Origin of the sequence: Oscillatoria sp. FACHB-1407 (genome assembly GCF_014697545.1) — a bacterium.
GTDB lineage: Bacteria > Cyanobacteriota > Cyanobacteriia > Elainellales > Elainellaceae > FACHB-1407.
This window is the reverse complement of the sequence record NZ_JACJSA010000008.1, coordinates 14,456-37,803: the sequence shown is the minus strand read 5'-3', so window position 1 is coordinate 37,803 and position 23,348 is coordinate 14,456. Positions and strand designations below refer to the sequence as shown.

Annotated in this window: 34 protein-coding genes, 1 tRNA gene and 1 CRISPR repeat array; of the genes, 8 read left to right on the top strand and 27 right to left on the bottom strand. The window is 50.6% G+C overall.

Annotation, left to right across the window (positions count from 1 at the left end; translation table 11 throughout):
• Positions 1 to 69: 69 nt before the first annotated feature.
• Positions 70 to 843 (bottom strand): 3',5'-cyclic-AMP phosphodiesterase, encoded by a 774-nt coding sequence (gene cpdA / locus H6G89_RS14750; protein WP_190507587.1) that lies wholly within the window; start codon positions 841 to 843, stop codon positions 70 to 72.
• A gap of 54 nt (positions 844 to 897) precedes the next feature.
• Here cpdA and H6G89_RS14745 point away from each other — a divergent pair.
• Positions 898 to 969 (top strand) — tRNA-Cys (locus tag H6G89_RS14745).
• Positions 970 to 1,078: 109 nt separating this feature from the next.
• Complete coding sequence (locus tag H6G89_RS14740; RefSeq protein WP_199336727.1) at positions 1,079 to 2,197, top strand: hypothetical protein; 1,119 nt, start codon at positions 1,079 to 1,081, stop codon at positions 2,195 to 2,197.
• Positions 2,198 to 2,286: 89 nt separating this feature from the next.
• Here H6G89_RS14740 and H6G89_RS14735 read toward each other — a convergent pair whose 3' ends face one another.
• From H6G89_RS14735 to H6G89_RS14725, 3 genes are all read right to left on the bottom strand, one after another.
• Positions 2,287 to 2,538, bottom strand: coding sequence for a UPF0175 family protein (locus H6G89_RS14735; RefSeq protein ID WP_190507585.1), 252 nt, complete (start codon positions 2,536 to 2,538; stop codon positions 2,287 to 2,289).
• Between the two features lie 130 nt (positions 2,539 to 2,668).
• Complete coding sequence (locus tag H6G89_RS14730) at positions 2,669 to 3,025, bottom strand: hypothetical protein (protein WP_190507583.1); 357 nt, start codon at positions 3,023 to 3,025, stop codon at positions 2,669 to 2,671.
• Between the two features lie 66 nt (positions 3,026 to 3,091).
• The gene (locus H6G89_RS14725) at positions 3,092 to 3,559 is read right to left on the bottom strand and encodes a hypothetical protein (RefSeq protein ID WP_190507581.1); all 468 of its coding nucleotides are present in this window, start codon (positions 3,557 to 3,559) and stop codon (positions 3,092 to 3,094) included.
• Positions 3,560 to 3,908: 349 nt separating this feature from the next.
• On the opposite strand from H6G89_RS14725, the gene H6G89_RS14720 reads away from it, so the two are divergent.
• On the top strand, positions 3,909 to 5,312 hold the full coding sequence (locus H6G89_RS14720) for a pentapeptide repeat-containing protein (RefSeq protein WP_190507578.1): 1,404 nt from the start codon (positions 3,909 to 3,911) through the stop codon (positions 5,310 to 5,312).
• Positions 5,313 to 5,348: 36 nt separating this feature from the next.
• On the opposite strand, the gene H6G89_RS14715 is transcribed toward H6G89_RS14720, so the two are convergent.
• The 6 genes from H6G89_RS14715 to H6G89_RS14690 all read right to left on the bottom strand — a co-directional run bounded on the left by H6G89_RS14715 (position 5,349) and on the right by H6G89_RS14690 (position 7,948).
• Positions 5,349 to 5,609 (bottom strand): hypothetical protein, encoded by a 261-nt coding sequence (locus H6G89_RS14715; RefSeq protein ID WP_190507576.1) that lies wholly within the window; start codon positions 5,607 to 5,609, stop codon positions 5,349 to 5,351.
• Positions 5,606 to 5,791, bottom strand: coding sequence for a hypothetical protein (locus H6G89_RS14710; protein WP_190507573.1), 186 nt, complete (start codon positions 5,789 to 5,791; stop codon positions 5,606 to 5,608). Before H6G89_RS14710 ends, H6G89_RS14715 begins: the two co-directional genes overlap by 4 nt.
• Positions 5,792 to 5,870: 79 nt before the next feature.
• Positions 5,871 to 6,476, bottom strand: a complete 606-nt coding sequence (locus H6G89_RS14705) for a hypothetical protein (RefSeq protein ID WP_190507571.1) — start codon at positions 6,474 to 6,476, stop codon at positions 5,871 to 5,873.
• Positions 6,470 to 6,628, bottom strand: a complete 159-nt coding sequence (locus tag H6G89_RS14700; RefSeq protein WP_190507570.1) for a hypothetical protein — start codon at positions 6,626 to 6,628, stop codon at positions 6,470 to 6,472. The genes H6G89_RS14705 and H6G89_RS14700 overlap by 7 nt, the downstream gene beginning before the upstream one ends.
• A 15-nt stretch (positions 6,629 to 6,643) precedes the next feature.
• Positions 6,644 to 7,633, bottom strand: coding sequence for a hypothetical protein (locus H6G89_RS14695; RefSeq protein WP_190507568.1), 990 nt, complete (start codon positions 7,631 to 7,633; stop codon positions 6,644 to 6,646).
• Positions 7,634 to 7,702: 69 nt separating this feature from the next.
• Positions 7,703 to 7,948, bottom strand: a complete 246-nt coding sequence (locus H6G89_RS14690; protein WP_190507565.1) for a hypothetical protein — start codon at positions 7,946 to 7,948, stop codon at positions 7,703 to 7,705.
• Between the two features lie 162 nt (positions 7,949 to 8,110).
• Here H6G89_RS14690 and H6G89_RS14685 point away from each other — a divergent pair, with 162 nt between their 5' ends.
• A complete protein-coding gene (locus H6G89_RS14685) occupies positions 8,111 to 8,365 on the top strand; it encodes a helix-turn-helix domain-containing protein (RefSeq protein WP_190507563.1) in 255 nt (84 codons plus the stop codon).
• 136 nt (positions 8,366 to 8,501) lie between these two features.
• Here the strand turns inward: H6G89_RS14685 and H6G89_RS14680 are convergent, their stop codons facing one another.
• The 4 genes from H6G89_RS14680 to H6G89_RS14665 all read right to left on the bottom strand — a co-directional run bounded on the left by H6G89_RS14680 (position 8,502) and on the right by H6G89_RS14665 (position 10,002).
• Positions 8,502 to 9,137, bottom strand: a complete 636-nt coding sequence (locus H6G89_RS14680; protein ID WP_190507561.1) for a type I restriction endonuclease — start codon at positions 9,135 to 9,137, stop codon at positions 8,502 to 8,504.
• Between the two features lie 274 nt (positions 9,138 to 9,411).
• A complete protein-coding gene (locus H6G89_RS14675) occupies positions 9,412 to 9,606 on the bottom strand; it encodes a hypothetical protein (RefSeq protein ID WP_190507552.1) in 195 nt (64 codons plus the stop codon).
• Positions 9,593 to 9,781 (bottom strand): hypothetical protein, encoded by a 189-nt coding sequence (locus tag H6G89_RS14670; protein WP_190507550.1) that lies wholly within the window; start codon positions 9,779 to 9,781, stop codon positions 9,593 to 9,595. The genes H6G89_RS14675 and H6G89_RS14670 overlap by 14 nt, the downstream gene beginning before the upstream one ends.
• Positions 9,781 to 10,002, bottom strand: a complete 222-nt coding sequence (locus tag H6G89_RS14665) for a hypothetical protein (protein ID WP_190507548.1) — start codon at positions 10,000 to 10,002, stop codon at positions 9,781 to 9,783. Before H6G89_RS14665 ends, H6G89_RS14670 begins: the two co-directional genes overlap by 1 nt.
• A 3-nt stretch (positions 10,003 to 10,005) precedes the next feature.
• Between H6G89_RS14665 and H6G89_RS14660 the strand changes: the two genes are divergently transcribed.
• Positions 10,006 to 10,155, top strand: coding sequence for a hypothetical protein (locus H6G89_RS14660; RefSeq protein ID WP_190507546.1), 150 nt, complete (start codon positions 10,006 to 10,008; stop codon positions 10,153 to 10,155).
• Here H6G89_RS14660 and H6G89_RS14655 read toward each other — a convergent pair.
• From H6G89_RS14655 to H6G89_RS14615, 9 genes are all read right to left on the bottom strand, one after another.
• Entirely contained in the window at positions 10,132 to 10,458 is a 327-nt protein-coding gene (locus H6G89_RS14655; RefSeq protein WP_190507544.1) for a hypothetical protein, read from the bottom strand. The genes H6G89_RS14660 and H6G89_RS14655 overlap by 24 nt on opposite strands.
• Positions 10,446 to 10,709, bottom strand: coding sequence for a hypothetical protein (locus tag H6G89_RS14650; protein ID WP_190507542.1), 264 nt, complete (start codon positions 10,707 to 10,709; stop codon positions 10,446 to 10,448). The genes H6G89_RS14655 and H6G89_RS14650 overlap by 13 nt, the downstream gene beginning before the upstream one ends.
• A gap of 76 nt (positions 10,710 to 10,785) precedes the next feature.
• Positions 10,786 to 11,319: an antirestriction protein ArdA gene (locus H6G89_RS14645; RefSeq protein ID WP_190507540.1), complete on the bottom strand. Its 534-nt coding sequence runs from the start codon at positions 11,317 to 11,319 to the stop codon at positions 10,786 to 10,788.
• Between the two features lie 74 nt (positions 11,320 to 11,393).
• The gene (locus H6G89_RS14640) at positions 11,394 to 11,888 is read right to left on the bottom strand and encodes a hypothetical protein (protein WP_190507539.1); all 495 of its coding nucleotides are present in this window, start codon (positions 11,886 to 11,888) and stop codon (positions 11,394 to 11,396) included.
• 805 nt (positions 11,889 to 12,693) lie between these two features.
• Positions 12,694 to 13,023, bottom strand: a complete 330-nt coding sequence (locus H6G89_RS14635) for a hypothetical protein (protein WP_190507537.1) — start codon at positions 13,021 to 13,023, stop codon at positions 12,694 to 12,696.
• Positions 12,992 to 13,381 carry a hypothetical protein gene (locus tag H6G89_RS14630; protein ID WP_190507535.1) on the bottom strand — a complete coding sequence of 130 codons (390 nt, stop codon included), beginning with the start codon at positions 13,379 to 13,381 and terminating at the stop codon, positions 12,992 to 12,994. The genes H6G89_RS14635 and H6G89_RS14630 overlap by 32 nt, the downstream gene beginning before the upstream one ends.
• 30 nt (positions 13,382 to 13,411) lie before the next feature.
• Entirely contained in the window at positions 13,412 to 13,795 is a 384-nt protein-coding gene (locus tag H6G89_RS14625) for a hypothetical protein (protein ID WP_190507533.1), read from the bottom strand.
• Positions 13,792 to 13,977 carry a hypothetical protein gene (locus tag H6G89_RS14620; RefSeq protein WP_190507531.1) on the bottom strand — a complete coding sequence of 62 codons (186 nt, stop codon included), beginning with the start codon at positions 13,975 to 13,977 and terminating at the stop codon, positions 13,792 to 13,794. Before H6G89_RS14620 ends, H6G89_RS14625 begins: the two co-directional genes overlap by 4 nt.
• Positions 13,978 to 14,093: 116 nt before the next feature.
• Entirely contained in the window at positions 14,094 to 14,834 is a 741-nt protein-coding gene (locus H6G89_RS14615) for a hypothetical protein (protein ID WP_190507529.1), read from the bottom strand.
• 157 nt (positions 14,835 to 14,991) lie between these two features.
• Between H6G89_RS14615 and H6G89_RS14610 the strand changes: the two genes are divergently transcribed.
• The 3 genes from H6G89_RS14610 to H6G89_RS14600 all read left to right on the top strand — a co-directional run bounded on the left by H6G89_RS14610 (position 14,992) and on the right by H6G89_RS14600 (position 16,261).
• Positions 14,992 to 15,273 (top strand): ribbon-helix-helix domain-containing protein, encoded by a 282-nt coding sequence (locus tag H6G89_RS14610; RefSeq protein ID WP_190507527.1) that lies wholly within the window; start codon positions 14,992 to 14,994, stop codon positions 15,271 to 15,273.
• Positions 15,274 to 15,275: 2 nt separating this feature from the next.
• A complete protein-coding gene (locus tag H6G89_RS14605) occupies positions 15,276 to 15,932 on the top strand; it encodes a BRO family protein (RefSeq protein ID WP_190507525.1) in 657 nt (218 codons plus the stop codon).
• A 62-nt stretch (positions 15,933 to 15,994) separates the two neighbouring features.
• The gene (locus H6G89_RS14600; RefSeq protein WP_190507518.1) at positions 15,995 to 16,261 is read left to right on the top strand and encodes a hypothetical protein; all 267 of its coding nucleotides are present in this window, start codon (positions 15,995 to 15,997) and stop codon (positions 16,259 to 16,261) included.
• A 223-nt stretch (positions 16,262 to 16,484) separates the two neighbouring features.
• Positions 16,485 to 20,287: a CRISPR direct-repeat array (repeat unit 37 nt; unit sequence GTTCCAATCCTCGTCCAGCCCGAAGGCTGAACGCTAC).
• Positions 20,288 to 20,461: 174 nt separating this feature from the next.
• On the opposite strand, the gene cas2 is transcribed toward H6G89_RS14600, so the two are convergent.
• The 4 genes from cas2 to cas7c are packed head-to-tail and all read right to left on the bottom strand — an operon-like array spanning position 20,462 to position 23,338.
• Positions 20,462 to 20,752, bottom strand: coding sequence for a CRISPR-associated endonuclease Cas2 (gene cas2 / locus H6G89_RS14595; protein WP_190507516.1), 291 nt, complete (start codon positions 20,750 to 20,752; stop codon positions 20,462 to 20,464).
• Positions 20,753 to 20,764: 12 nt separating this feature from the next.
• On the bottom strand, positions 20,765 to 21,796 hold the full coding sequence (cas1c, locus tag H6G89_RS14590) for a type I-C CRISPR-associated endonuclease Cas1c (protein WP_190507509.1): 1,032 nt from the start codon (positions 21,794 to 21,796) through the stop codon (positions 20,765 to 20,767).
• Positions 21,793 to 22,416 carry a CRISPR-associated protein Cas4 gene (cas4, locus tag H6G89_RS14585; RefSeq protein WP_199336726.1) on the bottom strand — a complete coding sequence of 208 codons (624 nt, stop codon included), beginning with the start codon at positions 22,414 to 22,416 and terminating at the stop codon, positions 21,793 to 21,795. Before cas4 ends, cas1c begins: the two co-directional genes overlap by 4 nt.
• Positions 22,417 to 22,420: 4 nt before the next feature.
• Positions 22,421 to 23,338, bottom strand: coding sequence for a type I-C CRISPR-associated protein Cas7/Csd2 (gene cas7c, locus H6G89_RS14580; RefSeq protein ID WP_190507505.1), 918 nt, complete (start codon positions 23,336 to 23,338; stop codon positions 22,421 to 22,423).
• Positions 23,339 to 23,348 lie beyond the last annotated feature (10 nt).

Below are 23,348 nucleotides of genomic sequence, written 5' to 3'. Positions count from 1 at the left end.
CCCCTCATTGCCTTACAGACGCGATCAATCGCGCCTCTCCCTACTCCCCATTCCCCATTCCCCACTCCCCTACAAATTGACCCGCTCTACCCGTGTGGCAAAACTACCATCCGAGTGCAGTGTCAACAGGCGAAATCCTGGTTGCATTTCATCCACTGTGAAATCCCTCGCCTTTGGCTCAAACTGCACACAGGTTGATGGTACGCCCAAATATTTCACCCCATTGCGGTCTGCCTCAAATGCCTGGTGAATGTGACCAAACACCACCACTTTGACTTGTGGATGGCGATCGAGCACTTGAAACAGATCCGCTGGGTTTTGCAACCCGATTCTATCCATCCACTCGGAGGCGATTGGCAGTGGTGGATGATGGAGGGCTACCAGTGTGGGGCGATCGCGCTCTGCCTCTAACTGCGCCTCTAACCACGCCAGCGTCTCAACCGACAACGCTCCGTCGGTCTGTCCGGCAACCGCTGAATCAAGCAGGACGAAACTCCATCCCCCCGCTTGAAAACTCTTGTCTGCTGAGATTGAGTCGCTCTGCAACACCTCCTGCATCACCATCGGAACGTCATGATTCCCCGGTATCCAGTAAGCCGGAATCCCTAATGGCGAGATCATTTGGCATAACCGTTTATAGGATTCAGGAGTCTCGTCCTGAGATAAGTCTCCCGTCATCAGCAACACATCTGGTTGAGGCTGCAACGCCTGAAGCGATCGCACCACAACCTGACAAGACAGGGCAGTTGCTACTCCTAACATTTTTTGGCCTTCGGTCGCAAATAGATGAGTATCGCTAATTTGGGCAATGCAAAGTGATGGTTTTGCCGAGTGAAAAATCATGATTTGCGTCAGAAAGAAGAAGAATTCAGATATAATGATAGACTGTGAAATCATGGCGGCATAGCCAAGTGGTAAGGCAGAGGTCTGCAAAACCTCCACTCCCCAGTTCGAATCTGGGTGCCGCCTTTAAGGAAAAACGTTACAGGGCAAGTGTTCTGGGGATAATCTCAGTGTGTCAGATTATGTCTGAAAGTGGTGAATAATGCCATAATTAGCCAGCAATTTGTACACAAATTTGTACCCAGTGGAAATCGACAAGCGAATTAATCAGGCTAATGGGCGGCTGAAATCTGCGCTGATTAAAGTGGCGATCGAACGTCGTGGCGGTACGCTTTCCCTACGAGCGACGTTGCCAGCGAAGGAGGCAGGGCGGCAACCTTACAGGCAGAAGATAGCATTGGGGGTGAAGGCAACGCCTGCTGGGTTACAGTTTGCGGAGCGACGGGCGCGGGAGCTGGCGAATGATTTGGATGCGGGGCGTTTTGCTTGGAAGGATTGGTTAGAGCAGGATGATTCTGAATCAGAATCTAGAATATCTGTGGCTGAATGGGTGAGGCGATATGAGGAGGATTATTGGAATCGGCGCGATCGCAATTCTCAAAGTCAAACGACGTGGAACAAGGACTATCGCACCACGTTTAACAAACTGCCTGCTAACAAGTCACTGACAACGGAATTACTGATACAAGTTATAGAACAGACTCCTGCTGACTCTCGTAATCGTAAGCGAACGGTGCAGGTTTTATCGCGTTTGGCTAAGTTTGCGGGTCTGTCGGTTGAGTTTGGGCATTTGGTTGGCTCTTATTCTGCAAAGCGTGTTAACCCGCGATCGCTGCCTCCAGATTCGTTGATTGTGCAGGTGAGAGATGGGCTGAAGCATGAGGGGTGGCGTTGGGTTTTGGGGATGATTGCCTGTTATGGGTTGCGTCCGCATGAGGTGTTTTTAGCGGATTTGTCTGAGTTCCCGGTCATCATTGTGCCGGATAGCAATAAGACGAAGACGGAGCGATTTGTCTATCCGCTTTATCCTGAGTGGGCTGAGAAGTGGGGGTTGGGCGATCGCAAACTGCCCAATCTGCAAAATGTCGAGAATTTGTCTAATGCGAAGATTGGCACGAAGATATCGGGGGAGTTTTACGATCGCAAGCTCCCTTTCAAACCGTATGACCTGCGACACTGCTACGCTCGGCGGTGTTTTGAGTTCTCGTTGCCTCCGGATCTGGCGGCGGGTTTGATGGGTCACTCGATTCAGGTCCACATCCAGACGTATCGAGCGTGGATTGACAGAGCGACGTATCGACGGGCGTATGAGGCATTGATCAATCGGGAGAACGCACCGAAAGCACCGTTGTAGGTGAGGCTAAGGGATACTGCGTAGAATTGCCAGGGCTGGTGTGTGGTTACAGGTAAGACAAGGGCGAGGTATTGACGATAACTTGACGGTCAGGCATTTTGAACATCCTGAGCAAGTTCTTCGGCACTCTGGGCAAAGGGGGAAACCTGATAACGCCCCAGGATGTTGAGGAATTCGACTCGTGAAATACCTGCCAGTTGAGCTGCTCGACCCGATGAGAGCCGACCTAGCTCAAACAATTTGACCGCAGCCAGCAAACACAATTCACGAGAAAGGGTGTCAGGGGTTTGCTTAAGGCTGATCAAGACTTCTTCAGGGATGTTGATTTGGATGCGACTCATGATGGGCTAGAGACAGCGGGTGTCTTGATTATAATTTGCCGTTAAATACCTGTCGTAAGTGATGCTGGTCTCAAATCAGGAATGACAACGCAAATACTTGACCGCTGATGGGAGGGGATGTAAGTTCTGCTCATGTGGCTTGTTGCAGTCTCAGCAAAGCTTGAGCTTTAGCCAACCGAACAAGATGTTCGACAAATTCATAGTGCTGCCACAGTTGGCGATCGCGCTCGTTGAACCCTTCGGTGCGATTCTTTTCGAGCAGTGTTTCGATCTCGGCTTGAACAGTTGGGGAGAGGCGCAAATCAAGAATTTCTTGGGCGGTGGGCAGCTTGGCAAAAAACTCTAGGATTTCCGTCAACCCTGAAAAGCCAGTGGAGGGATTGGCGGTGAATTCTTGTAACCCAAGTGTCAGAATTTGAGGCAGTTGATCCTTAAGTGGCTCTAAGCGCGAGGCGATATCATCGGGGATGTCGATTGTGATTTGCATGGCGATCGCCTGTCATTGTCCGCAGCTTCGATTAGTTAGAGGGGTGTTTTGATTATAAGTTGCTACTTACTCCTCAATCAGTCTCAGCATTCCTGCGACGTGTCGCTGAAAGATATTTGGGGAATGCCAGAACTGGAATAATGTTCCATCTTTAACCTTCTCTAACTCAACCAGGTTGGTGCCTTGAGGTCGCTGGCGTTTCCAGCCAAACAGATCTCTATCTCTGGGAATGGATGCCTCGTGGGTGAAGTCAGCCACCCAAATGACTGAAACTTGTCTGACAATTCCCCAGTTGTCATCAGCGATCGTTTCAGCTGCACTGCTGGTGACCTCAACGAGGTGCGTGGCTCTTGCTTCTTGAATATGATTCGGTTTTTGCACCAGTAAAACGAGATCTCCGAGTTGAGCTTTGTTTGCATTCGCCTCACCCCCCTTTGACCAATGCAGATGTTGCTGGCTGCCCTTTTGCCAGTCTTTGTATGCCCAACCGGAATCATCAATGTTTTTAACAAATCTAAGTTTTTCTAGACTCATTGCCATCTCCTTAATTGGTTCAATAAGTCCACGCCACAGTCGTCTGTCTTTTTCAAGCTGTCCTGATTCGGTTAAATAACACCGATGAAGATACTGCTCCCTCACACTCTTACATACAAGAGTTGACAGGCTTATGTTCTGGGGATAATCAACTGTGTCAGATTATGGCAAAAAGTTTCAGGAAGTGCCAAGATCAGCGATTAATCGGTACACAGGCTTACATCTATCTAAAGGGTATTGAGTGGGGCGATCGCTCTGTTTCTGATTTGCCTATAGGTTGAGAGCTTTAAAAGCCAGAAGTTTAATTGGCAACAAGTTTTACAGGTAGGGTTCGACGGCACCCAGAGTCATGAAAAAAAGTAAACACGTTCGCTCGATTGCTACTCCCTTCTCTGTAAGAACCGCTGTTCTTTTAGGTATTCTCATTCTGCTATTGGCTTGGCAAGTACCCAAATGGCAAACGTCAGATTTGGGGCTTAGTGGTAAAGATCAAGCGGATGTAGAGAATGCTTATCGACAAACTTGGCTGCAAGCGATCGGTGGGCTCTTTTTCTTAGTTACCGCTTATCTCTCATGGAAAAACCTTCAAATTAGTGAGGATAAGCAAATTACGGAACGCTTTAGTAAAGCTGTTGAGATGCTTGGAAACAGCCTAATTGAGGTTCGTCTAGGTGGAATTTATGTCTTAGCGCGCATTGCCAGAGATTCACCTGAAGACCACTGGACAGTGATGGAAGTATTAACTGCTTTTATCCGAGAAAAAGCTGGAGTCCAGATGCTTAAGTCGGAGGATGAAGCCGATTATTCTCAACGTTTCGCAAGCGTCACTACCGACATTCAAGCAGCCCTCAACGTGATAGGAGAAAGGGAGATTAGCAATGACCCTAAAGAAAAACATTTGGATCTTAATGGTGCCAAACTCACCGGAGCTAACCTCAGCAACACCAACCTAACTGGAGCCAACCTCAGCAACACCAACCTTAGCTTTGCTAACCTCAGCAACACTATTTTCAATAAAGCTAACCTAACCGGAGTTAAACTTAACAACACCGATCTTACCGGAGCCGTTCTCACTGAAGCTAACCTCAGTTACACCGATCTCAGCAACGCTGTTCTCACTGAAGCTAACCTCAGCAACACCAACCTTAGCTTTGCCAATCTCAATGGGGTTCATATTAACGGAGAGACAAAGCTTGATGATAAATGGCATTTGGTCTGGAGAATTGTTAATGAGAGGGTTAGTGATGCCAACTTTGGAAATGTGGATCTTAGTAATGCCAACCTTATTGGAGTTAACTTGAGTAATGCCAACCTCGGTTACGCCAAGCTCAACAACGCTCTCCTAAAAGGTGCTAACCTCACTGAAGCCAATCTCAGCGGGGCTGACCTTGTTGTGGCTGATCTCAGGAATAGTAATCTCAACAACGCTAACCTTAACGGTGCTAACCTTAACGGTGCCAGTCTTAGCAATGCCAACTTTAGCAGAGCCTTCCTTAGCGGCACTAACCTCAGTAATGCCTACCTTAGTAATGCCGATCTAAGCAATGCTGACCTCACTTATGCTGACCTTAGCAATACCTACCTCGACGGTGCCAACCTTAGTGAAGCTAACCTTAACGGTACTATTTTAAGAGGGACTGATCTCAGCGATGCCAAGAATTTGACAGATGAACAATTGAACGCTGCCAAGCTTTGTAAAACTCAACTTCCAGAGGGGAGTGAACTAGATCGAAATCGAGATTGCTCAAAATAAGCAAAGACTTTTAGTCTCACCTAATCCATGATCTATCTAACGGTAAGCGGCTGGGACTGCCCGTAATTCATTAACCGCAGTGAGGTTGATTTTGATGATGGCTTTTGCGCTGTCACGGGCGCGATCGTCTATCCAGTGGATGCCTTCGACCCATTCACCGGATTTGATGCGGCGGTAGATGGAGCGGCGGCTGTAGCCTTTCCCCAGAGCTTGGGATGCCTGGTTGATGTCTACGAGTTCGGCGTTGTCAGGGATGCGGGGAAATTGTTTGAGTTTGGCTTTGGTGGTGGTTTTCATAGGTCTATCTGTGGCGGCTCTGAGATAGTGATTCGCTCTCTGAGTGCCTTGGCGGTATGTTTAATTGCAACATCCTCTAAGGCTTGTAGAATGACGGCGGCTTCTGGGTTAGGAAGTTGGGATTCTAGAAATCGTTCGATGCAGTTAAACAGGATGATATCGATCTCAACCGTTAACTTCATCGTTGTTCACCTCCGGGTGATAGTTACAGCGAGTTGCTACAGCAATTTTCATTTGTGTATGCCACATCAATCTTATGTATCACCTCAGCCCACAGGCATTTGCTGTGTGGCACTCGTCTGAAAACCGCTGTAAGTTGATGGATTTATCTTTACCGATAAATGTGGGATTTTGCGGGTTGTGAGAAGTGGGGGTGGAGATCGCGTGTAGGATTTCATTGACAGAACAGCGGCTGTCGATCATCGTCCTGACTTGCTCGATCTGGCGGGTGGGGATGTAGAGTGTGCGCTTTTTGCCCTTCTCGAACCACTCGTAAAAGTAACTGATACTGGGCTTCTTGCGCCTGGTGTTGCCTCGTCGCTCTTTGATGGTTCCTGATGCTTTGCCTTTGGGGGAATGCCGCCGTTGGCGTTTTGTCGGCTCTGGTGTTGGTGTTGCGTTTAGAAGATGTTGGCAGGTCTGGTTGGGTTGTTCTGGGGATGATTTCTCTTGGCAGAGATCGCTTGGCGATCGCTCCAGAACATGGGGTTGCTCTGTGCCGTTGCCGTATCTTGCCCAAATAATCTCGCCTTCTATGCGGGTTACAATCGCCGTTCCTGATGGGGTTTGGAGTGTGTTGGGGGGTGGGTTGGTGATCTCGTATGGCTCAATATCTGAGACGAAGGAAAGCTGTAAACCTCTCAGCATGGCTTCTCCTCCAGGTGTTGGGCTGTGCCTTCGGCTATTGCTGCGGTAATTGCCTGGGCAACGAGGGTGTAGAGGTCGTCCTGGCTATTTTCCAGGTGGGCTGTGAGGAGGTCATAGAGGTCGTTGGGCAGTTCGATGTAGATGCCTGTCATGTGAATACTCCTGGGTCATACTCCGAGTTCTGTAATGCTGATCTGCCAATCGTTGCGGATAGAGAGCAGTTCTGTGATGTGGTTGGGGTGGTTGCTGTAAAGCTGGTTGAGTTTGGCGATCGCCCAATCTCGCCGTCCGTTTAGCAGGTAGGTGTCAATTTGTTGACTAACGGCGATCGGGTCGGGGGGTGGACTATCGCGGGGGGTGGGGCTGGCGCGTTTGTGTTTGGCATTGCGTTTGGCTGTATTGGCGGTGAAGTTGCCTTTGAGAGCCGCCATAAAAAAGCCTCCGGGGTTGCGTACGGTTCCTTGTTGTTGTTGTTCCTGGAGGGCACTGAGGGCGTTTTCCACAGCTTTTGCGGCGGTGGTGGGGTCGAGTTGTTGTTGCAGTGTGGCGATCGCTCTCTGGATTGTTTTGTTCGGGCTTAGTCCTGCGGCTGCAACTCTTTCTAATAAGGGGTTTTGGAGGTGTACCAGGTTCCCTTCCTGTTCATTGCAGTACGAAGTACCAATCTGTTCTGAATATTCTTTCTTTCTGTTATTGGTACATGGCTCATTAGCAAAACCCTGATTTTGCAAGGGTTTTAGGCTCTGAGTATTTGTACCATTTTGGATCTTTTGATCCATTTGGTGACATTTGGATCTGTTTGTCCGCAAATGGATCTCTTTGCCCGTAGAAAAATCGCGTATTTTGCTTGTAACGGTTGTGTTCCGGGCTTTCCAGCGATTGATCTGAAATTCAAAAAGTTCGCAATCTGCAAGCCGTTGAGCACAACGTTGGATGGTGCGGGGGTCTACTTGCAGGATTTGGGCGATTTCGGCGGGAGGTGGAACTTCGATCCAGCGGTTGCCGTAGGGGTCAAGTTCGTAGAGGTAGAGCCACAAATCGTATTGGGTTCCAGTCAGGTGAAGGGATCTGACGTATTGGAGAAGTTTTGTGGGGATTTGAACAAATTCCGCAATCTGTGATGTACTACTTTCGGGGGACGTGCTTGAATCAGTCATGATTGCAAAAGCGTTTTAGACGTTTTTAGCCCTCTCGTTGTGGAAGACGGGGGGTTTTTTCATGGGTTTTTACGAAGCGGTGAGTTCTTTGAGGCGACTGGAAACCTGGGTAGCAAGTTGGGTGTCTTGTCGGCGTAACTCGAAGCCACGCAAAACTTCACCCTTGGTCATGCTAAGGGCAGTGGCGATCGCCTCTAGATTGCGCTCGGAGATTTGGCGGGTCTTGCTCCAGGCGGCGAAGCAGGAGGCGTCGATTCCGGTCAACCTTTCGAGATCGATCGCTCGCGCGAAGCGAAATTCTTCAGCAGTCAGCATAAGTCCACGAATTTTCATGTAATAAATTACTTTTACATATAAAAAATAGCACATAAATAGTAGAAATTATACTTTCGTGATATTTGAACTTTCACGAAATTAGCATAAATTGCAGGAATCTGTAATTTATGCAACTTTTTTATTTATGAAAGAATATTAGCGATGCGTTTTTCTGAGGCGTTTCGGGAGACGTTGTTTCGTTACAACATCAAGGGCACTGACTTGGCTCAAAAGAGTGGACTCACCGCATCGCAAGTCAGCAAATTCCGTAACGGTGAAAATTTGCGAATTGACTCCGTAGAGCGAATTTTAGAAGCTCTACCCCTGGAGGCGCGGGAATATATGTTGTTGTTGGTGCTCGACAAGCAGGAGGATCGTGTGCCGTTGCCCTCTAAGAACTTGTCGTCTGAGGACTAGATGAATCCAGCACAGCTGATGCTCACTCACAATTTATAACCCTATCCAGAGAAATTAGGGCAAGGGGCTAAAGCCCCTATTGAAGGGGTCGTGCTGTTATTGTCAGGGTCGCTCAAGGGTAGATTGGGGAGTCGTTTCACCCCGAAATTAACGTTGCTAGTTTCTTTAACACTTGCAGCGCGGCTTGCCACTCCTGGGTCAGTGTATAGAGTGAAAATACTCGCGATAGGCTGTACTGCTTTTCGGGTTGGAGGACGAGTTTGATAAACAGGACATCATCCCCATTGGTCAACATGCCAAATTGAGCTTTTTCGGGGTCGGGGGTTGCCATCATATATGCCAACGCTTGAGGGAGTGCTGACCGCGTTGAGATGGTAGTTTTCTTTGACTCTAAGACCAGCGTCCAAAACTGCCGCTGCATAATCAATACGTCGATTCTGCCGCGTAAAATCTCTTGCCCATCTGCTACGGTGACTTCGATGCCCGCCTCTGCCTGCATCCGAAATGGCGGGTCATAGAATCCGGGCAACTCTAGTAGGGGAGACGCCACTAACAGCATGACGGAGCCTTCTAACAAATCGCCCTCTGCCCGGTGATAGAGTAGCCGTTGACGCAGAATTTGTAGCTTGCTCCGCTCGGCATCATTCAGTTCGGGTAGGTCTTGCTGCCACTCGTTAAAAAACTGCTCATCCTCGGCTCGACGCAAGCCAAACCGAGCTTCCACTTCGGATAGACTCTTGACCGCATCGGTGACGGCGATGATTCTTGCCATTATGCGTCCCTCTTTCCAACTGGTTGAGTAGTTGCCCCATCCTTAATGTCGCTCAAAATCTCTGGAGTGCGTTGCAAGTTGAGGTGAACCCATCGTAGGGACTAGCTTAGAAGCTAATCCCTGGTGATGTCTAGCGGCTAATTGTATTGACTCACCAGGTTAGCCTAAATATGCGGTGCGTTACGCTGACGCCACCCTACGCGGCTAATGTTCTGAGTCGTTACAGCTACTTTTAGCGATCGCTGCCGGGGCGCGACTCCCGGCAATACGCTAACTATTGGTTGTGGCTGAATCGGAAGCAGGCTTTCTGATTTGCGAATACTGGCGGATTAAACGGTTTTGGCTCGCCGTATCCGTTGCGATCGCTCACGACCTGGGCTGTGCAGATGCCGTAGTGCTCTGTCTCCGGTCTGTAGGAGAAACACTGCTGGCACTGCCAGTCGGCTTTTGGGCGGTTAAAGTTGCACATTGTCTCTGTCTCCCAGAACAACGGTTTCAACCATGTTGAGGAGTCGGTAAGTCTCGCCCAACAAGCGTCTAAGCTCCTCATTGCTGGCATCGGTTTCAAATGCCTTGAGTAGCTTGTGCAACTCTTTGTGTGCCTCCTGCAAACGCAAATAGGCGTGTAGAAAATCACGGTTCATCACTGCACCTCCGTGAACCAGGGGCATGTGTCCGCGTGGCTGTCTGCCTTGAATAAGCAGGGCAGATCAACGGAGGCTCTGAGCTTGCAATAGCTCGGTGTATGAACCTGCTGCGTGCCTTCGAGATAGGTCAGCGTCCTGGCTGGGCGAAAGTGAATACACTGCCCACAGACAGCATGAAGTTCTGACTCAATCGAGTCAGTTTGTGTAAGACTAGACATGTTGTGAACTCCAATTCACGACAAGTGAAAAAAACGAAGCGATCGCCTGGACCTGTACGTACCTGGGCGATCGCTTTTCTATATGCCATGAGCCAATTTATGAAACGCCTGTGGCTCGGCGTTGTGGCATCAACCGATGACTCTCTCACGTAGCATTCGTCGGTATTCTGCGATCGCTCCGTCTGGTTTGAGCGTTACTGTGAATCGCTCAACGTCAACGGTCTTTGATTCGTTGTTAACGACATAGTGAACCGTGCGCTCAAACGTCACTAGCCAGAGTGTTTTACTGGTCTTGAGTCGGCTTGCATCGACTACCCAGTAATCGCGCTCAAAGCCGATGATGGCTCGCCTCTGGGCTGCTGTTGCCTCTCTGTGCAACTTATTGATTTGAGAGACAACATGCCTGCTTGGTTTGCCCAGTGGTTCAAAGTTTTTGATGATGCCTACACCTTGCATGGCTTATCTCCACTGACCCCTAAATGCTTGCGGACCAACCCCGTATAAATCGCTTTAGCGTTGGGGCTGATGGTGCGTAGCCTGGAATCGCTCAACCCTGGCTTATACCTCAACACCAGTTCTAAACGGGCGGCGATCGCAAACTGAAGCCTACTCACTCGCTCATAGTCGTAGTGCATCCCTCGATAAAGCGTGAGGAATGCAAAGTGGTGATAAGCTGCCACGACATCAAAACGGTCAAAGTAGGTCATAGACGGTAAACCTCAAAAAACGACAAGTGAACAAAACGACAAATGAGCCTTTTAACGTCGTGCTCAGGACTTGAAACTATTGCCGTCCGTAGACGTGAACCGTTTCGTAGCTCTCTTCGTAGGAGTAGTAGCTGTTGATGAAGGCATCGTTGGCAATTGCCTCCCAGTCGATGTACTGGTCGAGGGTTGCCCAGTCGAACACCTGGATGCTGGTAGCGGCTTCACAGATGCCGCCTTCCTCGCCTAAGTGCGCTTGGCAGAAGTCAGCTTCTGACTTGAAGCAACCGCAGTAGAGAGTGGAGAACTCATCGAGCATCTCTGCCCCTGCATGACCTATGAAGCCCTTAACTGCTCCCTCGCCATGCTGGTGGATCAGGGTTGCAACCTCGCACAGCAGGTCTAGATTGTTGCTACTGAAACCTGCAAACCCTTCTGAGTCGTGAATCTCCCACTCCTCAGCATCTGGAACTGGAGACTTTTTGAGCATCGTGTCGATCGCAAACTGAACCTCATCTGGGGTTAGCCCCTCGACAAACTCGATGTGAACTCCATAGAGCTTGCCTGCGTTGTAACTGGCAAGGCAAGCCACATAGATGGATGGATTAGACATGGGAAATACCTCAAAACGACAAGTGAAAAAAAGCTGAGAGCCGAAGCCCTCAGCCACAAACGGACGAAACCAACTCACGCACCAGCAACCCAGAACCCAGCACCAATGGAGCGGAAGCCCCAAGTGGGAACCCACGACGGACAAGCAACCCACACCACAACGGGCAACCGAAGCCCACAAGCGAACGCAACCGAAGCCCACGAACCAGACCCCAAGCCACAAAAGCAACGAGAGGACAGGGGAGAAGGAGCCAACCCAACAGGACAAGGCTGACCGGGGAAAGACACCAACACCCCACCAGCCGCGACTAACGCCCGAATAAACCGAATGGAGCGAGCCACAAACGCACCCCGACCGGAGCCAACCACCGAGAACACCTCAGCAGAGGGCAACGCAGAACGCACCAGCGCATCAACACCCCGCGCATCACCCACCAGGACACGCAACCCCGCACACAAGGCAACCAACGAGAGCAGGGGCAACTCAGGGCAACCGGAGCGAGAGCCGCAAAAGCCCACGACCCGAAACGCCCAAAACAACTGAGACAAGAAACGAAGCGCAAGAATCACGAGTGAACCTCCCACGACAAGTGAAAAAAACAACGAGTAGCGCAAAACGCCGCCACGCGAAGCGGGGGGTACGGGGTGGCATAGAGGGGAGGGGCAAGGGCAACGGGTGGGGGTGTGGGGCACTCCCCATAGGACAAGCGCAAAGCACGATATCAGCCCCCGTTGTCAGGAGTACCGGAGCGAAGCGAGGAACGGACACCCTAGACCCGAACCCGCCACCCCGTAGACTAAAAACCCCTGCGGCGGCGCGGAAGGGGGGCACGGGGGGAAAGCTTTCTTCCCCCGCGTCGGGCTGTGCCCGGCAACTATTTAGGCAATGAGTGTCTGTTGCTGGCGAGATCGCCTGGGCGTTGTCTGTTTCTGATGATTGAGTATCTTCCTTCCTGCGATTGCGTCCCTCTTGAGCTGGGCTACTGTGTACACAAATCTCTGCTTGCTTCCAAATGAGGTGCATGGCTGTTTCAAATGTGTGAAAATCAGGCATTGGGGGAGTCTCCCCCAAACCCCCATTGGGGGACGCCACTGCCTCCCCCAAACCCCCTAGCAGAAGATGTTTTGGTTTACCCGAAGGCGCGCTTCGCATCGGTTCCAAGTCCGGGTGTTTCTGGTGGGGTCAAGACCTTTGGCAAAGGCTCAAAGTCTTCCAAAGTTAGGGAATTTAGGGGTCTGAGAGGACTCGTGTGTACAGGGTAGGTCTGTACTGGAGAGTTGGGATGAAGGAAGAAAGAAGAGGGATGAGAGGGCACTAAAAAACCCTGGTAGCCCCTACCAGGGTTAGTGTATTTAGAGGCAGGAGTGAATCTGCTTAGGCTGCTTTAACCGTTCTGTTGCCGTAGGCGATACGGAGTGCTTCAGGGTCAATGCCTCCATCCATCAAGCCTTCAATCTGCGGATCTAGTCCGTGACTTTCAGCGAGAGATTGAATTTGTAGTTCGCTTTCATGCAGTAGAGCATGAATCTCGATACCTGCGCGAGTTTCTAGATAAGCCAGTTCTGGACTGAAACCGAGTTGCTTTGCCAGTTCCCAAACCTTGCCAGGGTCAGCGATCGCCAGATTAACTGATACATAGATGGTTCCTCTTTTGGGAATGCGGGGCAACTGCTTAATATTGGGGATTATCGTTGTCTGTTGCACTGCTTGAGCCTCCTGTTTCGGATTTGAACCAACACACAAACTTGTAGTTTCCTTGGCGGTTAAGGGTTTTGGTTGCTTGGGTAACGTTGATAACTTCGGTCAATCCGCCTTTGTTAGCGATATTCTGACATCTGTTTTGAGCGGTTGCCAGGTCTGGAGCGAAAACTTCTTCTGTCCATTCTTCGTTTTCTGCTTCTGGGTCTAACAACATGGGCATTGTATCGGTGTGTTGTCCTACGTCCGGGACGTAAGGAACCATCGGTGGTCGCTGCTCATAGACACTGTCTCCGGGCATTGCCATACAGGATGAGAGTAACCCTGAGATGGTGATTGCTCCAACCATGATTGCGTGTTTCATAGTGTACTTTTGATTTTGATTCAAATTCTGTTAGTCGCTGATGAGGATGTATCCAACGGCGGTCGTTCCGCGATATTCGATCGCTACCCAGTTTCTGGCTCCAGCGATTTTGTAGAAATCTCGGTAGCGATCGCGGGAATAGGGCATTCCAAAGCGATTGATGATAGAGCGGTATCGCTGGGGAAAGCGGAGATACATGATGGCGGTTAGCTCTGCCGCGTTCACTGTACCGTTCAGTCCCGTTTCTTCGGCGGCTACCATCAGGCTTGAGTCGTTGTAGTACTGTTTGGAGTTTGGCTCTAGACCATGAACGATTCCAGGTGGGGTCGTGCTAACCAAGGCGACAAACAGGATATTTCCGCACATCCAAAGGGCGATTTCACTCGTAACCTGTTGCCTGAAATAGTCTTTCATCCTGCGACTCCTGGTGGATAACGCAAAGCGATCGCCGCCTCCTTCGTGTTGGCTCCAACGGGTTCGACCACACATGACCTCGGCTGAAACCTGAAGATGTAAACCAGGACGACGGTTAGAGTAACGAGGGTGAGCAGTGTAGCGAGAATGGTTAACCCTCGGTCTAGAGTGTTTTCCTTCATACTTAAAAAAGCTCCTATTTGTTCTGGGGGTGATCCAGGGTGAGGGGTGGTGATGCTAACCTCACCTCTGGTCTGAGAAATGGGGGAAGGTTTCTCGTATTTCCCGATTTCCTGAATCAGTCTTCGACTCCTTCGAGTTGGGGTGTGCCGCTGTGGTTGCCTGTGAGTTGGGGGAGGTAGTCGGCATCGAGGGAGGTGGCGATGCTGGCGTGCATTTCGTTGAACTGGCTCTGCATGGTCAGCATTCCGGTTTGCATTTCGCGGAGTGCAGCTGTCCACATTAAGTCATTCCAGCGTTTACCGAGCGATCGCCCCATCATGAGAGCGTTTCTGTCGCCTGCGGCTACGATGTCACTCATGCCGTCGCAGATCTCGGCTTCGGCTTCGGTGTTTTGCTGGGTGAAGTCGGCGGGTTTTTGCTGCTGGCGATCGCCTTCAGTGGCTCCGAGAATTTGAGCTTTGCGGATTAGCTCTATCTCTTCGGCGTTGAAGTATTTGGTTTTGCCGCGTTTGGTTCCGAGGGGACGTTGTGCAGTGCGCTCGGCAGCGGCGCGGTACATATTGACCATGCGCGGTGTGACGCCTAATCGTTCTGCGAGTTCGGCGGTGGAAAGTTCTAGGGTGGTAGTCATTGTTAGCTCCTTGGAGGAAGTGGGAGAAATGTCAGACGCGCTCAGTTGCGCCTCTATGGGATTGGTTCTGAGAAGGTGGGCTTCCCAGAACCCCTGGAAGGTGAGGTGGTCGCGGGTGCCCTGGCGATAACCTCGGAGGTAATGAGCATTGGAACTGGCTCTGGATCGCTGTAGGCGTGCGTCGTTGTAGCCTGTCTCTTCTAGGGTCAGGTCATGATGGGTCATCTCCTCTCCTGAGATGGAAGGGAGACGCGATGAATCGCGCCTGTGCTGGATGGGGAAATGGGGAAATGTGAGAAAACTTCTCGGAAGTTCTGAGAAATTTCCTGTTTCCTAATCGAATTTAGAATGGCATCCAATGGATGTCAATGACATCCAAAAAATGTCATACTCAGCGACAAGAGTTTTTTTGGGTAAGATTCAGATGCAGGATTTAGCAGTAGATGTGGCGCGAAAAGATGAGCGTGTAACGGTTCCCTTTGATCGGGAAACCTTGGAACGAGTTGAGGCGATGGCTGATCAAGAAGAGCGTCCCGTAGCTCGTCAAATCACGCTATTGGTAAAGGCGGCATTAGAACTGATTGACCATCAGGGTTTCAAGTTGGTTGATGGCAAATTACGCAAGGTATCGATTGAGTCAGTGGATATCGATAGCGAGGAATAGCCATGAATGCGATTTCTCCGAGATACCCGCAAGGGGTCGCTCTGTTTGGCGCGTTTGAGAATTACGAGATTCGCTGGAATGGCAATTTAGATAACCCAGAATGGATTGCTCAAGATGTGGCGGCTGTTCTGGGGATAAAAAATGTTAGTGATGCCCTGGCAAATTTTGATGATGACGAGAAGGGATATTATTCTCTGGCTGAGGGTAATATAGCTATTACCGATGCCCTTAATCGACCTCAGCCATTTTTAACGGTCACTGAACCGGGTCTTTACCGTCTAGTTTTCACATCTCGTAAGCCAGGAGCTAAAGCGTTTCGACGTTGGGTATTCCACGAAGTCCTGCCCTCCATTCGTAAAACTGGAGGATATGCCACTCGTTACCCATCCCCTATTCCCACTTCCTCACCTGATCCTGTTATTGACCTCCTGCTCAACTCTGACTTAACTCGCGCTGAACTGAGGGTGCTGGCGTTACTGCATCAAAACCAGGATGGTGATTTGAGTGATGCGAAGATTGCTACAAGATTGGGCATCGATGTTAGGACGGTAAAGCGGGTGTTAACCCGGTTGCAGGATGGGGGGCTTGTGGCGGTGGAGCGACGAGTGGAGTATCGTTTACTTCAGAATTCGACACTCAGCGCGGTTCTCAGAAATTGATTCAGAATCTTGTGTTACTAGATTGCATGGTAGAGTGAAGCCGTTGAATTTGTATCAGAATCATGGCGATCGGGGGTAAGCGACCGGGGGCGGGGCGTAAGAGTGCGTGGCGATCGCCTACTAAGATGATGCGGTTGCCTGCACGGTTTGAGACTCAGATTGTTGATTTTGCAAAGGCTCTAGATTCTGATTCAGAATCCTTAACCCGATTGACTGAGCAAGAGATTAAGGATGCGATCGCGGCTGTGGTGGTGAGTGTTAGACCGGGCGATCGGCGTGCGGCAAATCTGTTGTTTAAGAAACTGTTGGCGAAGCTAAGGACTGCCTGAGTGTAGGCATGAAAAAACCCCCTCTACGTAAACCTTCAGGGTGCATCTATGACTAGGAGGGGGATTAATTTTAAAGTGCCCACTTTGGTTGTGAACTATCAGTTTGGATCTCAGTTCTTCTTCCACTACCAGTGCAGTGTTGAAATGCTCAAACATTCTGTTTGCTCACTGGTAACAACCTCAGTTGGCTCAAAGGTGTTTGGAGGCGATCGCCCCCACCAGTGTTCCAATCCTCGTCCAGCCCGAAGGCTGAACGCTACGCGGGTGCTCCATGGATGGCGTGATCGCACGGAAATGTTCCAATCCTCGTCCAGCCCGAAGGCTGAACGCTACATCAGTCCGGGAATTGGAGCGAGCAAGGAAGGGTTGAGTTCCAATCCTCGTCCAGCCCGAAGGCTGAACGCTACCTTGGTTTTGACCCAATATGTTGAAGTGGTGTTGTTCCAATCCTCGTCCAGCCCGAAGGCTGAACGCTACAAGCCCGATACCCCGGTGCAATTTGAGGGTGATAAGTTCCAATCCTCGTCCAGCCCGAAGGCTGAACGCTACCTGAAGGTAGACCTGGATTGAAGGGTGATAAGGGTCAGTTCCAATCCTCGTCCAGCCCGAAGGCTGAACGCTACTCGACGAGTTGCCGAAGATGGTCTTTCGCCATGCCCTGTTCCAATCCTCGTCCAGCCCGAAGGCTGAACGCTACCGTAATAGTACATTCTGGAGCGATCGCGACAATAGGTTCCAATCCTCGTCCAGCCCGAAGGCTGAACGCTACATCAGTGCTCTAATCTCGCCATTCTGAAAAGCGAGTTCCAATCCTCGTCCAGCCCGAAGGCTGAACGCTACAGGAGTGCTACAGAATACTTGGGCTTTTGGTAAAGGTTCCAATCCTCGTCCAGCCCGAAGGCTGAACGCTACGCAACTGCTGAAGTACTCGCAACACATCAACAAAGTTCCAATCCTCGTCCAGCCCGAAGGCTGAACGCTACGCGGAATGTTGGCTATGAGGAATTTGAAGTTGATGCAGAGTTCCAATCCTCGTCCAGCCCGAAGGCTGAACGCTACACAGATGGGGAGCCAATTCTTGACCGCGAAGAACTGGTTCCAATCCTCGTCCAGCCCGAAGGCTGAACGCTACCAGCTATTGGGTGTTTGATGCCCCCATCACCCCTGTTCCAATCCTCGTCCAGCCCGAAGGCTGAACGCTACACGATTGCCGCCCACAACTGAACTACGAAACAGGACATGTAGTTCCAATCCTCGTCCAGCCCGAAGGCTGAACGCTACCAGCTTTACCATTTGGGGGCGATCGCGTTTAATAGGTTCCAATCCTCGTCCAGCCCGAAGGCTGAACGCTACCAGTTGAAACACACTGTAATTCCATTTCTTGACCTGTTCCAATCCTCGTCCAGCCCGAAGGCTGAACGCTACTAAGACAACTCTTTCACCTTCTGGCACATCCGATGGTTCCAATCCTCGTCCAGCCCGAAGGCTGAACGCTACATCCTTGAGTTGCAAAAAGGCAGGTTTACTCGTGACATTGTTCCAATCCTCGTCCAGCCCGAAGGCTGAACGCTACACAGTGGTACTGCGAGGGTTTTACTGAAATCAGGGTTCCAATCCTCGTCCAGCCCGAAGGCTGAACGCTACCTCAAACCCCTGCGGCAGTGCGGTTTTTAAGTTGTGTTCCAATCCTCGTCCAGCCCGAAGGCTGAACGCTACCTGGGGGAGTTTTGCCATGCCATCAGGGATTCTAGTTCCAATCCTCGTCCAGCCCGAAGGCTGAACGCTACCCGAAGGCGAAGAGGTCGCGCAAGCACTTCTTGTTCCAATCCTCGTCCAGCCCGAAGGCTGAACGCTACATCGATCGAACTGCCTGAAATCGAAGTCACGATGGTTCCAATCCTCGTCCAGCCCGAAGGCTGAACGCTACTTCAGGAGCCACATCGATTTGAGTTAATTAAAGGTTCCAATCCTCGTCCAGCCCGAAGGCTGAACGCTACCAAGTATGAGGAGGAGTGTGCAGCATGATTGAAGTGTTCCAATCCTCGTCCAGCCCGAAGGCTGAACGCTACACCCGGTTCAATTTTGGCTCGTAGGTCATCATCACAGTTCCAATCCTCGTCCAGCCCGAAGGCTGAACGCTACTGCCAACTTCCCCGACAATCCTCGCAAACACAATTTGTTCCAATCCTCGTCCAGCCCGAAGGCTGAACGCTACCTGACTAATGTGCTGGGATACCAGGACGCACAAGGTTCCAATCCTCGTCCAGCCCGAAGGCTGAACGCTACTTGCTGAGACTATGGCAAGAGATGTTTGGGACTGTTCCAATCCTCGTCCAGCCCGAAGGCTGAACGCTACACGTCTTGCACCCGTTGCTGTTTGTCTACTATCCAGTTCCAATCCTCGTCCAGCCCGAAGGCTGAACGCTACCTGATACTGGGGCAACGAGTGAAGCGGCGATCATGTTCCAATCCTCGTCCAGCCCGAAGGCTGAACGCTACTTGGTGGGAGTCTAACGCCATGACAAGCGCAAAGAAGTTCCAATCCTCGTCCAGCCCGAAGGCTGAACGCTACGCAGATCCCGACGACTACACAGGAAAACAAACCTCTGTTCCAATCCTCGTCCAGCCCGAAGGCTGAACGCTACCCGGGCAATGGGGAGGCAGGTTGTGCCTATCAGATGTTCCAATCCTCGTCCAGCCCGAAGGCTGAACGCTACGGTTGTTTTTAATGCCATCGAGGTCTTATCATGATTGTTCCAATCCTCGTCCAGCCCGAAGGCTGAACGCTACGACCTGGCTCCTGGTTTGACGTGCCACATCCGACTGTTCCAATCCTCGTCCAGCCCGAAGGCTGAACGCTACCTTTGCAACTTGGGAACCTGGCAGCAACTCACCTGTTCCAATCCTCGTCCAGCCCGAAGGCTGAACGCTACGGAAGAAGTAGAGCAACAACTAGGCAAGGGGCAAGTTCCAATCCTCGTCCAGCCCGAAGGCTGAACGCTACTTGCTCCCACGCAGGTCGTCGAAGCCCATGAGGAGGTTCCAATCCTCGTCCAGCCCGAAGGCTGAACGCTACTTGATTCAGCACGCAACGAACTGAGAATCGCTCAAGTTCCAATCCTCGTCCAGCCCGAAGGCTGAACGCTACGGGATGTTATTTGTCGCTGACACACCTGTTGAAGAGTTCCAATCCTCGTCCAGCCCGAAGGCTGAACGCTACACGGTTGCACATTAGCTTGAGCAACTCTTCTATCAAGTTCCAATCCTCGTCCAGCCCGAAGGCTGAACGCTACCTGCTGGCAGGATCTGGTTCAGCTTTATGAGCAAGGGTTCCAATCCTCGTCCAGCCCGAAGGCTGAACGCTACTCCAGTCAATGGGCTACAACTTCTCACAGCTACTAGTTCCAATCCTCGTCCAGCCCGAAGGCTGAACGCTACAAGTAGTGCGTCCAATTGCGCTACCAGGATTGCAAAGTTCCAATCCTCGTCCAGCCCGAAGGCTGAACGCTACATTGAGTCCTTGGGTGTACCTGACGTGCCTCTAAAGTTCCAATCCTCGTCCAGCCCGAAGGCTGAACGCTACCTACCTTTCCATGTACGCGCCTACCTCGTCCAGTGGCTCTGTTCCAATCCTCGTCCAGCCCGAAGGCTGAACGCTACAGAGTGTTTCTTGCCAGTACCGACAGGTCTTACTAGTTCCAATCCTCGTCCAGCCCGAAGGCTGAACGCTACATTGTGCCCTATCGACTGCTAACCGAACTTGACCCTGTTCCAATCCTCGTCCAGCCCGAAGGCTGAACGCTACCAAGCCCGTGCTCTGCGCGATCGCCTGGTTGAACAAGTTCCAATCCTCGTCCAGCCCGAAGGCTGAACGCTACGCTCAACCCTGCATCATTGGATGTGAGAGTAGGGATTGTTCCAATCCTCGTCCAGCCCGAAGGCTGAACGCTACGCAATGAAAACCCTGAGTTTTGGGCAGCAATGGAAGAGTTCCAATCCTCGTCCAGCCCGAAGGCTGAACGCTACGGCGATTATAGCAAACCCTTATCCAGTAAGGGATTCGGGTGCCAGTAACGCGAACCTTTGAGCGATCGCACTGCTGTTATCTGTTGTATCCCCATCAAAATCTCTAAAACCCTTGATAGAACGAGTGCGCGAACCTCACAGCTTTTTAAACGTTGCTCTAGGTTCGCGCTGAACTTAAACAATGAGGGTGTCATTGTAATCGACATACTTATCTATGCCATAGCACTTAATATGCTGCTCTCTTGGATTCGGCAGTCTGTAGAAGCGGAGGTTATCAAGCTTTGGGTCGATGATTTTAACTAACTGTGCCTGAAATGCCTCGTATTGAGCTTCATCAAGCTGGCACTCAAACACTGAAAATTGAACCCGTTGACCATAATTTTTGCAAACGGTAGCCACTTTTCTCAAGCGACGTTTACCTGCTGGAGTTTCAGTATTGACATCGTAGGCGACAAGGATGTTCACAAGGATTAGAGTCTAACGTTGAACGAATGGTTGATAAGTCGGTAGATCGCCTCGCAGGTGTCGTGCTAGCAAACGGGCTTGGACATGAGCGATTAATCCTAATGGAGTTTTAGAACCAACAACAGGGTGTAAGACTTCTTCCTGCTTTCGTTTCTGGTAAGCATTAAGTAAGGCTTTTCGAGCGTCTTCAGTGAGATGAATTGCTCCGCCTGGTCGTTCGATAAAATCATCCGGCTTAATCTGCCCTCGATTAATTAGAGTCAGGATTAAACGGTCGGCTAGTGGACTTCGCAGTTCTTCCATCAGGTCAAGTGCCAGTGCAGGTCTACCAGGGCGAAGTGCATGAAGGAATCCCATTTGGGGGTCTAATCCAACCCCTTCACAAGCTGCAATACATTCCCCTACGAGCAACGTGTAAACAAACGAAAGCAGTGCATTAATTGGATCGCGGGGTGGTCGGCGCGATCGCTCAGTTAGTGCAAATGCGGTACGATTCGTGCGGATCATGGGGGTAAAGGCGGCAAAGTAAGCTTTAGCAGCGTACCCTTCGATACCTCGTAATTTTTCAAGGTCTTCTGCTTGCTCTGTGCCTCGAATTGCATCGGCATGAACTTTAGCTGCTTTGGACAAAGCGGCGCGATCACCCTCATCGTTGGCTTCTCGTGCCGCTCGCATTAGGACACTGCGAGCATTTTGCAGCTTGCCTGCCACAACATGACGGGCAATGAGCAGAGTGGAATCAGCATTATCGAGTGCTGCGTGTTGCGATCGCCGTAGTAGCACATTGCCAGTGGTTGAACCGGATAACCTTGCTCTAAACCGTCCGTATTCAGAAAGCCAAACGAGATCGCGTCCATCATCGGCACAGCGATGAATCAGAAATGGACTGACTAGAACATTGCCAAAAACGACAATGCTTCCCAGGTGGTGTAGAGGCATCTGAAATTTAGTGCTGCGTTCAACTTCGAGCCTGAGCGTATCGTGGTCAAGATGAACATAGGTGCCCTGAGTTTGGACGTAGAGGGTATTCAGGAGTTGTTTCATGCATCACCCTCTATGCGAAATAGGTCATTAGCTTGGCTTACACGGGTAAACGCTGTGATGGCGTAGGGCATACAGGTTTCGATGAGAGAGCAATCTGGACAGCGTTCATCTGCAACAGGTGGGGGGAGCTGGGCAGTTGCGAGTAAGCTTCGAACTTGCTGTGTCGTTTTGACAACAAGCGATCGCAACTTATCACCAAACTGCACCTCACGCCGTCGCCTGGAGGCGTGGTGAAAGATAGCTCCAGTTGGCACTGAGTGACCTGTCATTTCTTCTAGACAGATTGCCTGAGCACATAGTTGAAGTTCGTCTGCTTCACGGGGTTTGCGTGGACCGGATTTGTATTCCACGGGATAAGGAGTGCCATCCACATAAAACTCCACCACATCCGCAATGCCTGTTAACCCCAATCGATGGGACCAAAGGGGGAGGGCACGTTCAACCCTGACCCCTTCAATCAACTCGTATTCAGGAATATTGACAGTTTCGTGAACTCGATGCCCCCGCAAGGTGTAGAGATTTTCGTCAAAGGTTTGCTCGACGTGGATCAACGCACACTGACGAGGGCAATAGGCATGATGCTGGAGGGCACTGATGAGAACGTAGTCATCAAGTTCCACACGGTTAACCCTCAATTAAGCGAGTGAGGGTGACACCATCGGGTAGGTCTTGTTCGTTTACTTGAACGCTGTAATCTGTGAACTGCCGGGGAACAATGCCCTGCTCTTGAAGGGGTGGGATTTGGATGCGTTCAAAGAGTTTATGGGCTGGGGCGCGACCGAGTTTGTTGTCATGGGAGAAGACATACAATCCACGGGGAGCCATCATGCCACGACTGGCAGAGCGATCGAACTCCCACATTTTGACGAGTGCTTCCCAAAACAGTTCTAAGTCTTTTTCGGTGACTCCTGTTTGGGCTGCCAGGTGAGGGGAGTAGAAACCATAGCCTACATACAGTGCGTAAGGCACAATCGCTTTACGCCCCATCGTAGAGGTTTTTCCACCTGATTTTGCCTTCTCATCCTCGCCAATTACTACTTCTGCATCTTTGGGGTCAGTAATTGCCAGACGAGTGATAGTGACATCTAAGGGCATAATCGCATCAATAGAGCGAGAGAACGTGAGTTGTACAGGACCGCGTACCTGTCCACAATTCACTCCTGTACTCATCACTGCACCAAACATTCGCACGTCAAAGAAGTTTTGGCACATCCAGTCACGAGCACTGTTGACATCCTCACGTTTTTGCTTAGTGCCAGTCGATTTAATGCCCAAAGCTTTGTATGCACGAGCATTCATCTCATTTAATGCAATCCCATGATCTTGTACGTAGATCTTGGTAGTCTCATGTTCACCATATAAGATATCCACATAATTACGGACCTTCCGTTTCAGACACACATCCGTAACTAAACCCCGCATCGTTTCTGGATCGGTGCGAGGTAAGTTGCCTCCATCCGGATCACCATTTGGGTTGCCATTTGTTACATCAAAGATCAACACGAAGTCATGCCGTAGCTCAGGATTGGTATGCAAAGTCATGAAATTCTCC

What these genes read in the sequence shown, in the direction of transcription:
- H6G89_RS14650 (WP_190507542.1), bottom strand. Translation starts at nt 10,709, where the DNA reads ATGACCTACTTTGACCGTTTTGATGTCGTGGCAGCTTATCACCACTTT.
- cas7c (WP_190507505.1), bottom strand. Translation starts at nt 23,338, where the DNA reads ATGACTTTGCATACCAATCCTGAGCTACGGCATGACTTCGTGTTGATC.
- H6G89_RS14620 (WP_190507531.1), bottom strand. Translation starts at nt 13,977, where the DNA reads ATGAAGGAAAACACTCTAGACCGAGGGTTAACCATTCTCGCTACACTG.
- H6G89_RS14670 (WP_190507550.1), bottom strand. Translation starts at nt 9,781, where the DNA reads ATGAACCGTGATTTTCTACACGCCTATTTGCGTTTGCAGGAGGCACAC.
- H6G89_RS14645 (WP_190507540.1), bottom strand. Translation starts at nt 11,319, where the DNA reads ATGTCTAATCCATCCATCTATGTGGCTTGCCTTGCCAGTTACAACGCA.
- H6G89_RS14700 (WP_190507570.1), bottom strand. Translation starts at nt 6,628, where the DNA reads ATGACAGGCATCTACATCGAACTGCCCAACGACCTCTATGACCTCCTC.
- H6G89_RS14605 (WP_190507525.1), top strand. Translation starts at nt 15,276, where the DNA reads ATGAATGCGATTTCTCCGAGATACCCGCAAGGGGTCGCTCTGTTTGGC.
- H6G89_RS14695 (WP_190507568.1), bottom strand. Translation starts at nt 7,633, where the DNA reads ATGACTGATTCAAGCACGTCCCCCGAAAGTAGTACATCACAGATTGCG.
- H6G89_RS14705 (WP_190507571.1), bottom strand. Translation starts at nt 6,476, where the DNA reads ATGCTGAGAGGTTTACAGCTTTCCTTCGTCTCAGATATTGAGCCATAC.
- H6G89_RS14725 (WP_190507581.1), bottom strand. Translation starts at nt 3,559, where the DNA reads ATGAGTCTAGAAAAACTTAGATTTGTTAAAAACATTGATGATTCCGGT.
- H6G89_RS14710 (WP_190507573.1), bottom strand. Translation starts at nt 5,791, where the DNA reads ATGAAGTTAACGGTTGAGATCGATATCATCCTGTTTAACTGCATCGAA.
- H6G89_RS14685 (WP_190507563.1), top strand. Translation starts at nt 8,111, where the DNA reads ATGCGTTTTTCTGAGGCGTTTCGGGAGACGTTGTTTCGTTACAACATC.
- cas1c (WP_190507509.1), bottom strand. Translation starts at nt 21,796, where the DNA reads ATGAAACAACTCCTGAATACCCTCTACGTCCAAACTCAGGGCACCTAT.
- H6G89_RS14655 (WP_190507544.1), bottom strand. Translation starts at nt 10,458, where the DNA reads ATGCAAGGTGTAGGCATCATCAAAAACTTTGAACCACTGGGCAAACCA.
- H6G89_RS14625 (WP_190507533.1), bottom strand. Translation starts at nt 13,795, where the DNA reads ATGAAAGACTATTTCAGGCAACAGGTTACGAGTGAAATCGCCCTTTGG.
- H6G89_RS14610 (WP_190507527.1), top strand. Translation starts at nt 14,992, where the DNA reads ATGTCATACTCAGCGACAAGAGTTTTTTTGGGTAAGATTCAGATGCAG.
- H6G89_RS14690 (WP_190507565.1), bottom strand. Translation starts at nt 7,948, where the DNA reads ATGCTGACTGCTGAAGAATTTCGCTTCGCGCGAGCGATCGATCTCGAA.
- H6G89_RS14615 (WP_190507529.1), bottom strand. Translation starts at nt 14,834, where the DNA reads ATGACCCATCATGACCTGACCCTAGAAGAGACAGGCTACAACGACGCA.
- H6G89_RS14720 (WP_190507578.1), top strand. Translation starts at nt 3,909, where the DNA reads ATGAAAAAAAGTAAACACGTTCGCTCGATTGCTACTCCCTTCTCTGTA.
- H6G89_RS14730 (WP_190507583.1), bottom strand. Translation starts at nt 3,025, where the DNA reads ATGCAAATCACAATCGACATCCCCGATGATATCGCCTCGCGCTTAGAG.
- H6G89_RS14715 (WP_190507576.1), bottom strand. Translation starts at nt 5,609, where the DNA reads ATGAAAACCACCACCAAAGCCAAACTCAAACAATTTCCCCGCATCCCT.
- H6G89_RS14735 (WP_190507585.1), bottom strand. Translation starts at nt 2,538, where the DNA reads ATGAGTCGCATCCAAATCAACATCCCTGAAGAAGTCTTGATCAGCCTT.
- cpdA (WP_190507587.1), bottom strand. Translation starts at nt 843, where the DNA reads ATGATTTTTCACTCGGCAAAACCATCACTTTGCATTGCCCAAATTAGC.
- H6G89_RS14630 (WP_190507535.1), bottom strand. Translation starts at nt 13,381, where the DNA reads ATGAAACACGCAATCATGGTTGGAGCAATCACCATCTCAGGGTTACTC.
- H6G89_RS14680 (WP_190507561.1), bottom strand. Translation starts at nt 9,137, where the DNA reads ATGGCAAGAATCATCGCCGTCACCGATGCGGTCAAGAGTCTATCCGAA.
- H6G89_RS14665 (WP_190507548.1), bottom strand. Translation starts at nt 10,002, where the DNA reads ATGTCTAGTCTTACACAAACTGACTCGATTGAGTCAGAACTTCATGCT.
- H6G89_RS14600 (WP_190507518.1), top strand. Translation starts at nt 15,995, where the DNA reads ATGGCGATCGGGGGTAAGCGACCGGGGGCGGGGCGTAAGAGTGCGTGG.
- H6G89_RS14675 (WP_190507552.1), bottom strand. Translation starts at nt 9,606, where the DNA reads ATGTGCAACTTTAACCGCCCAAAAGCCGACTGGCAGTGCCAGCAGTGT.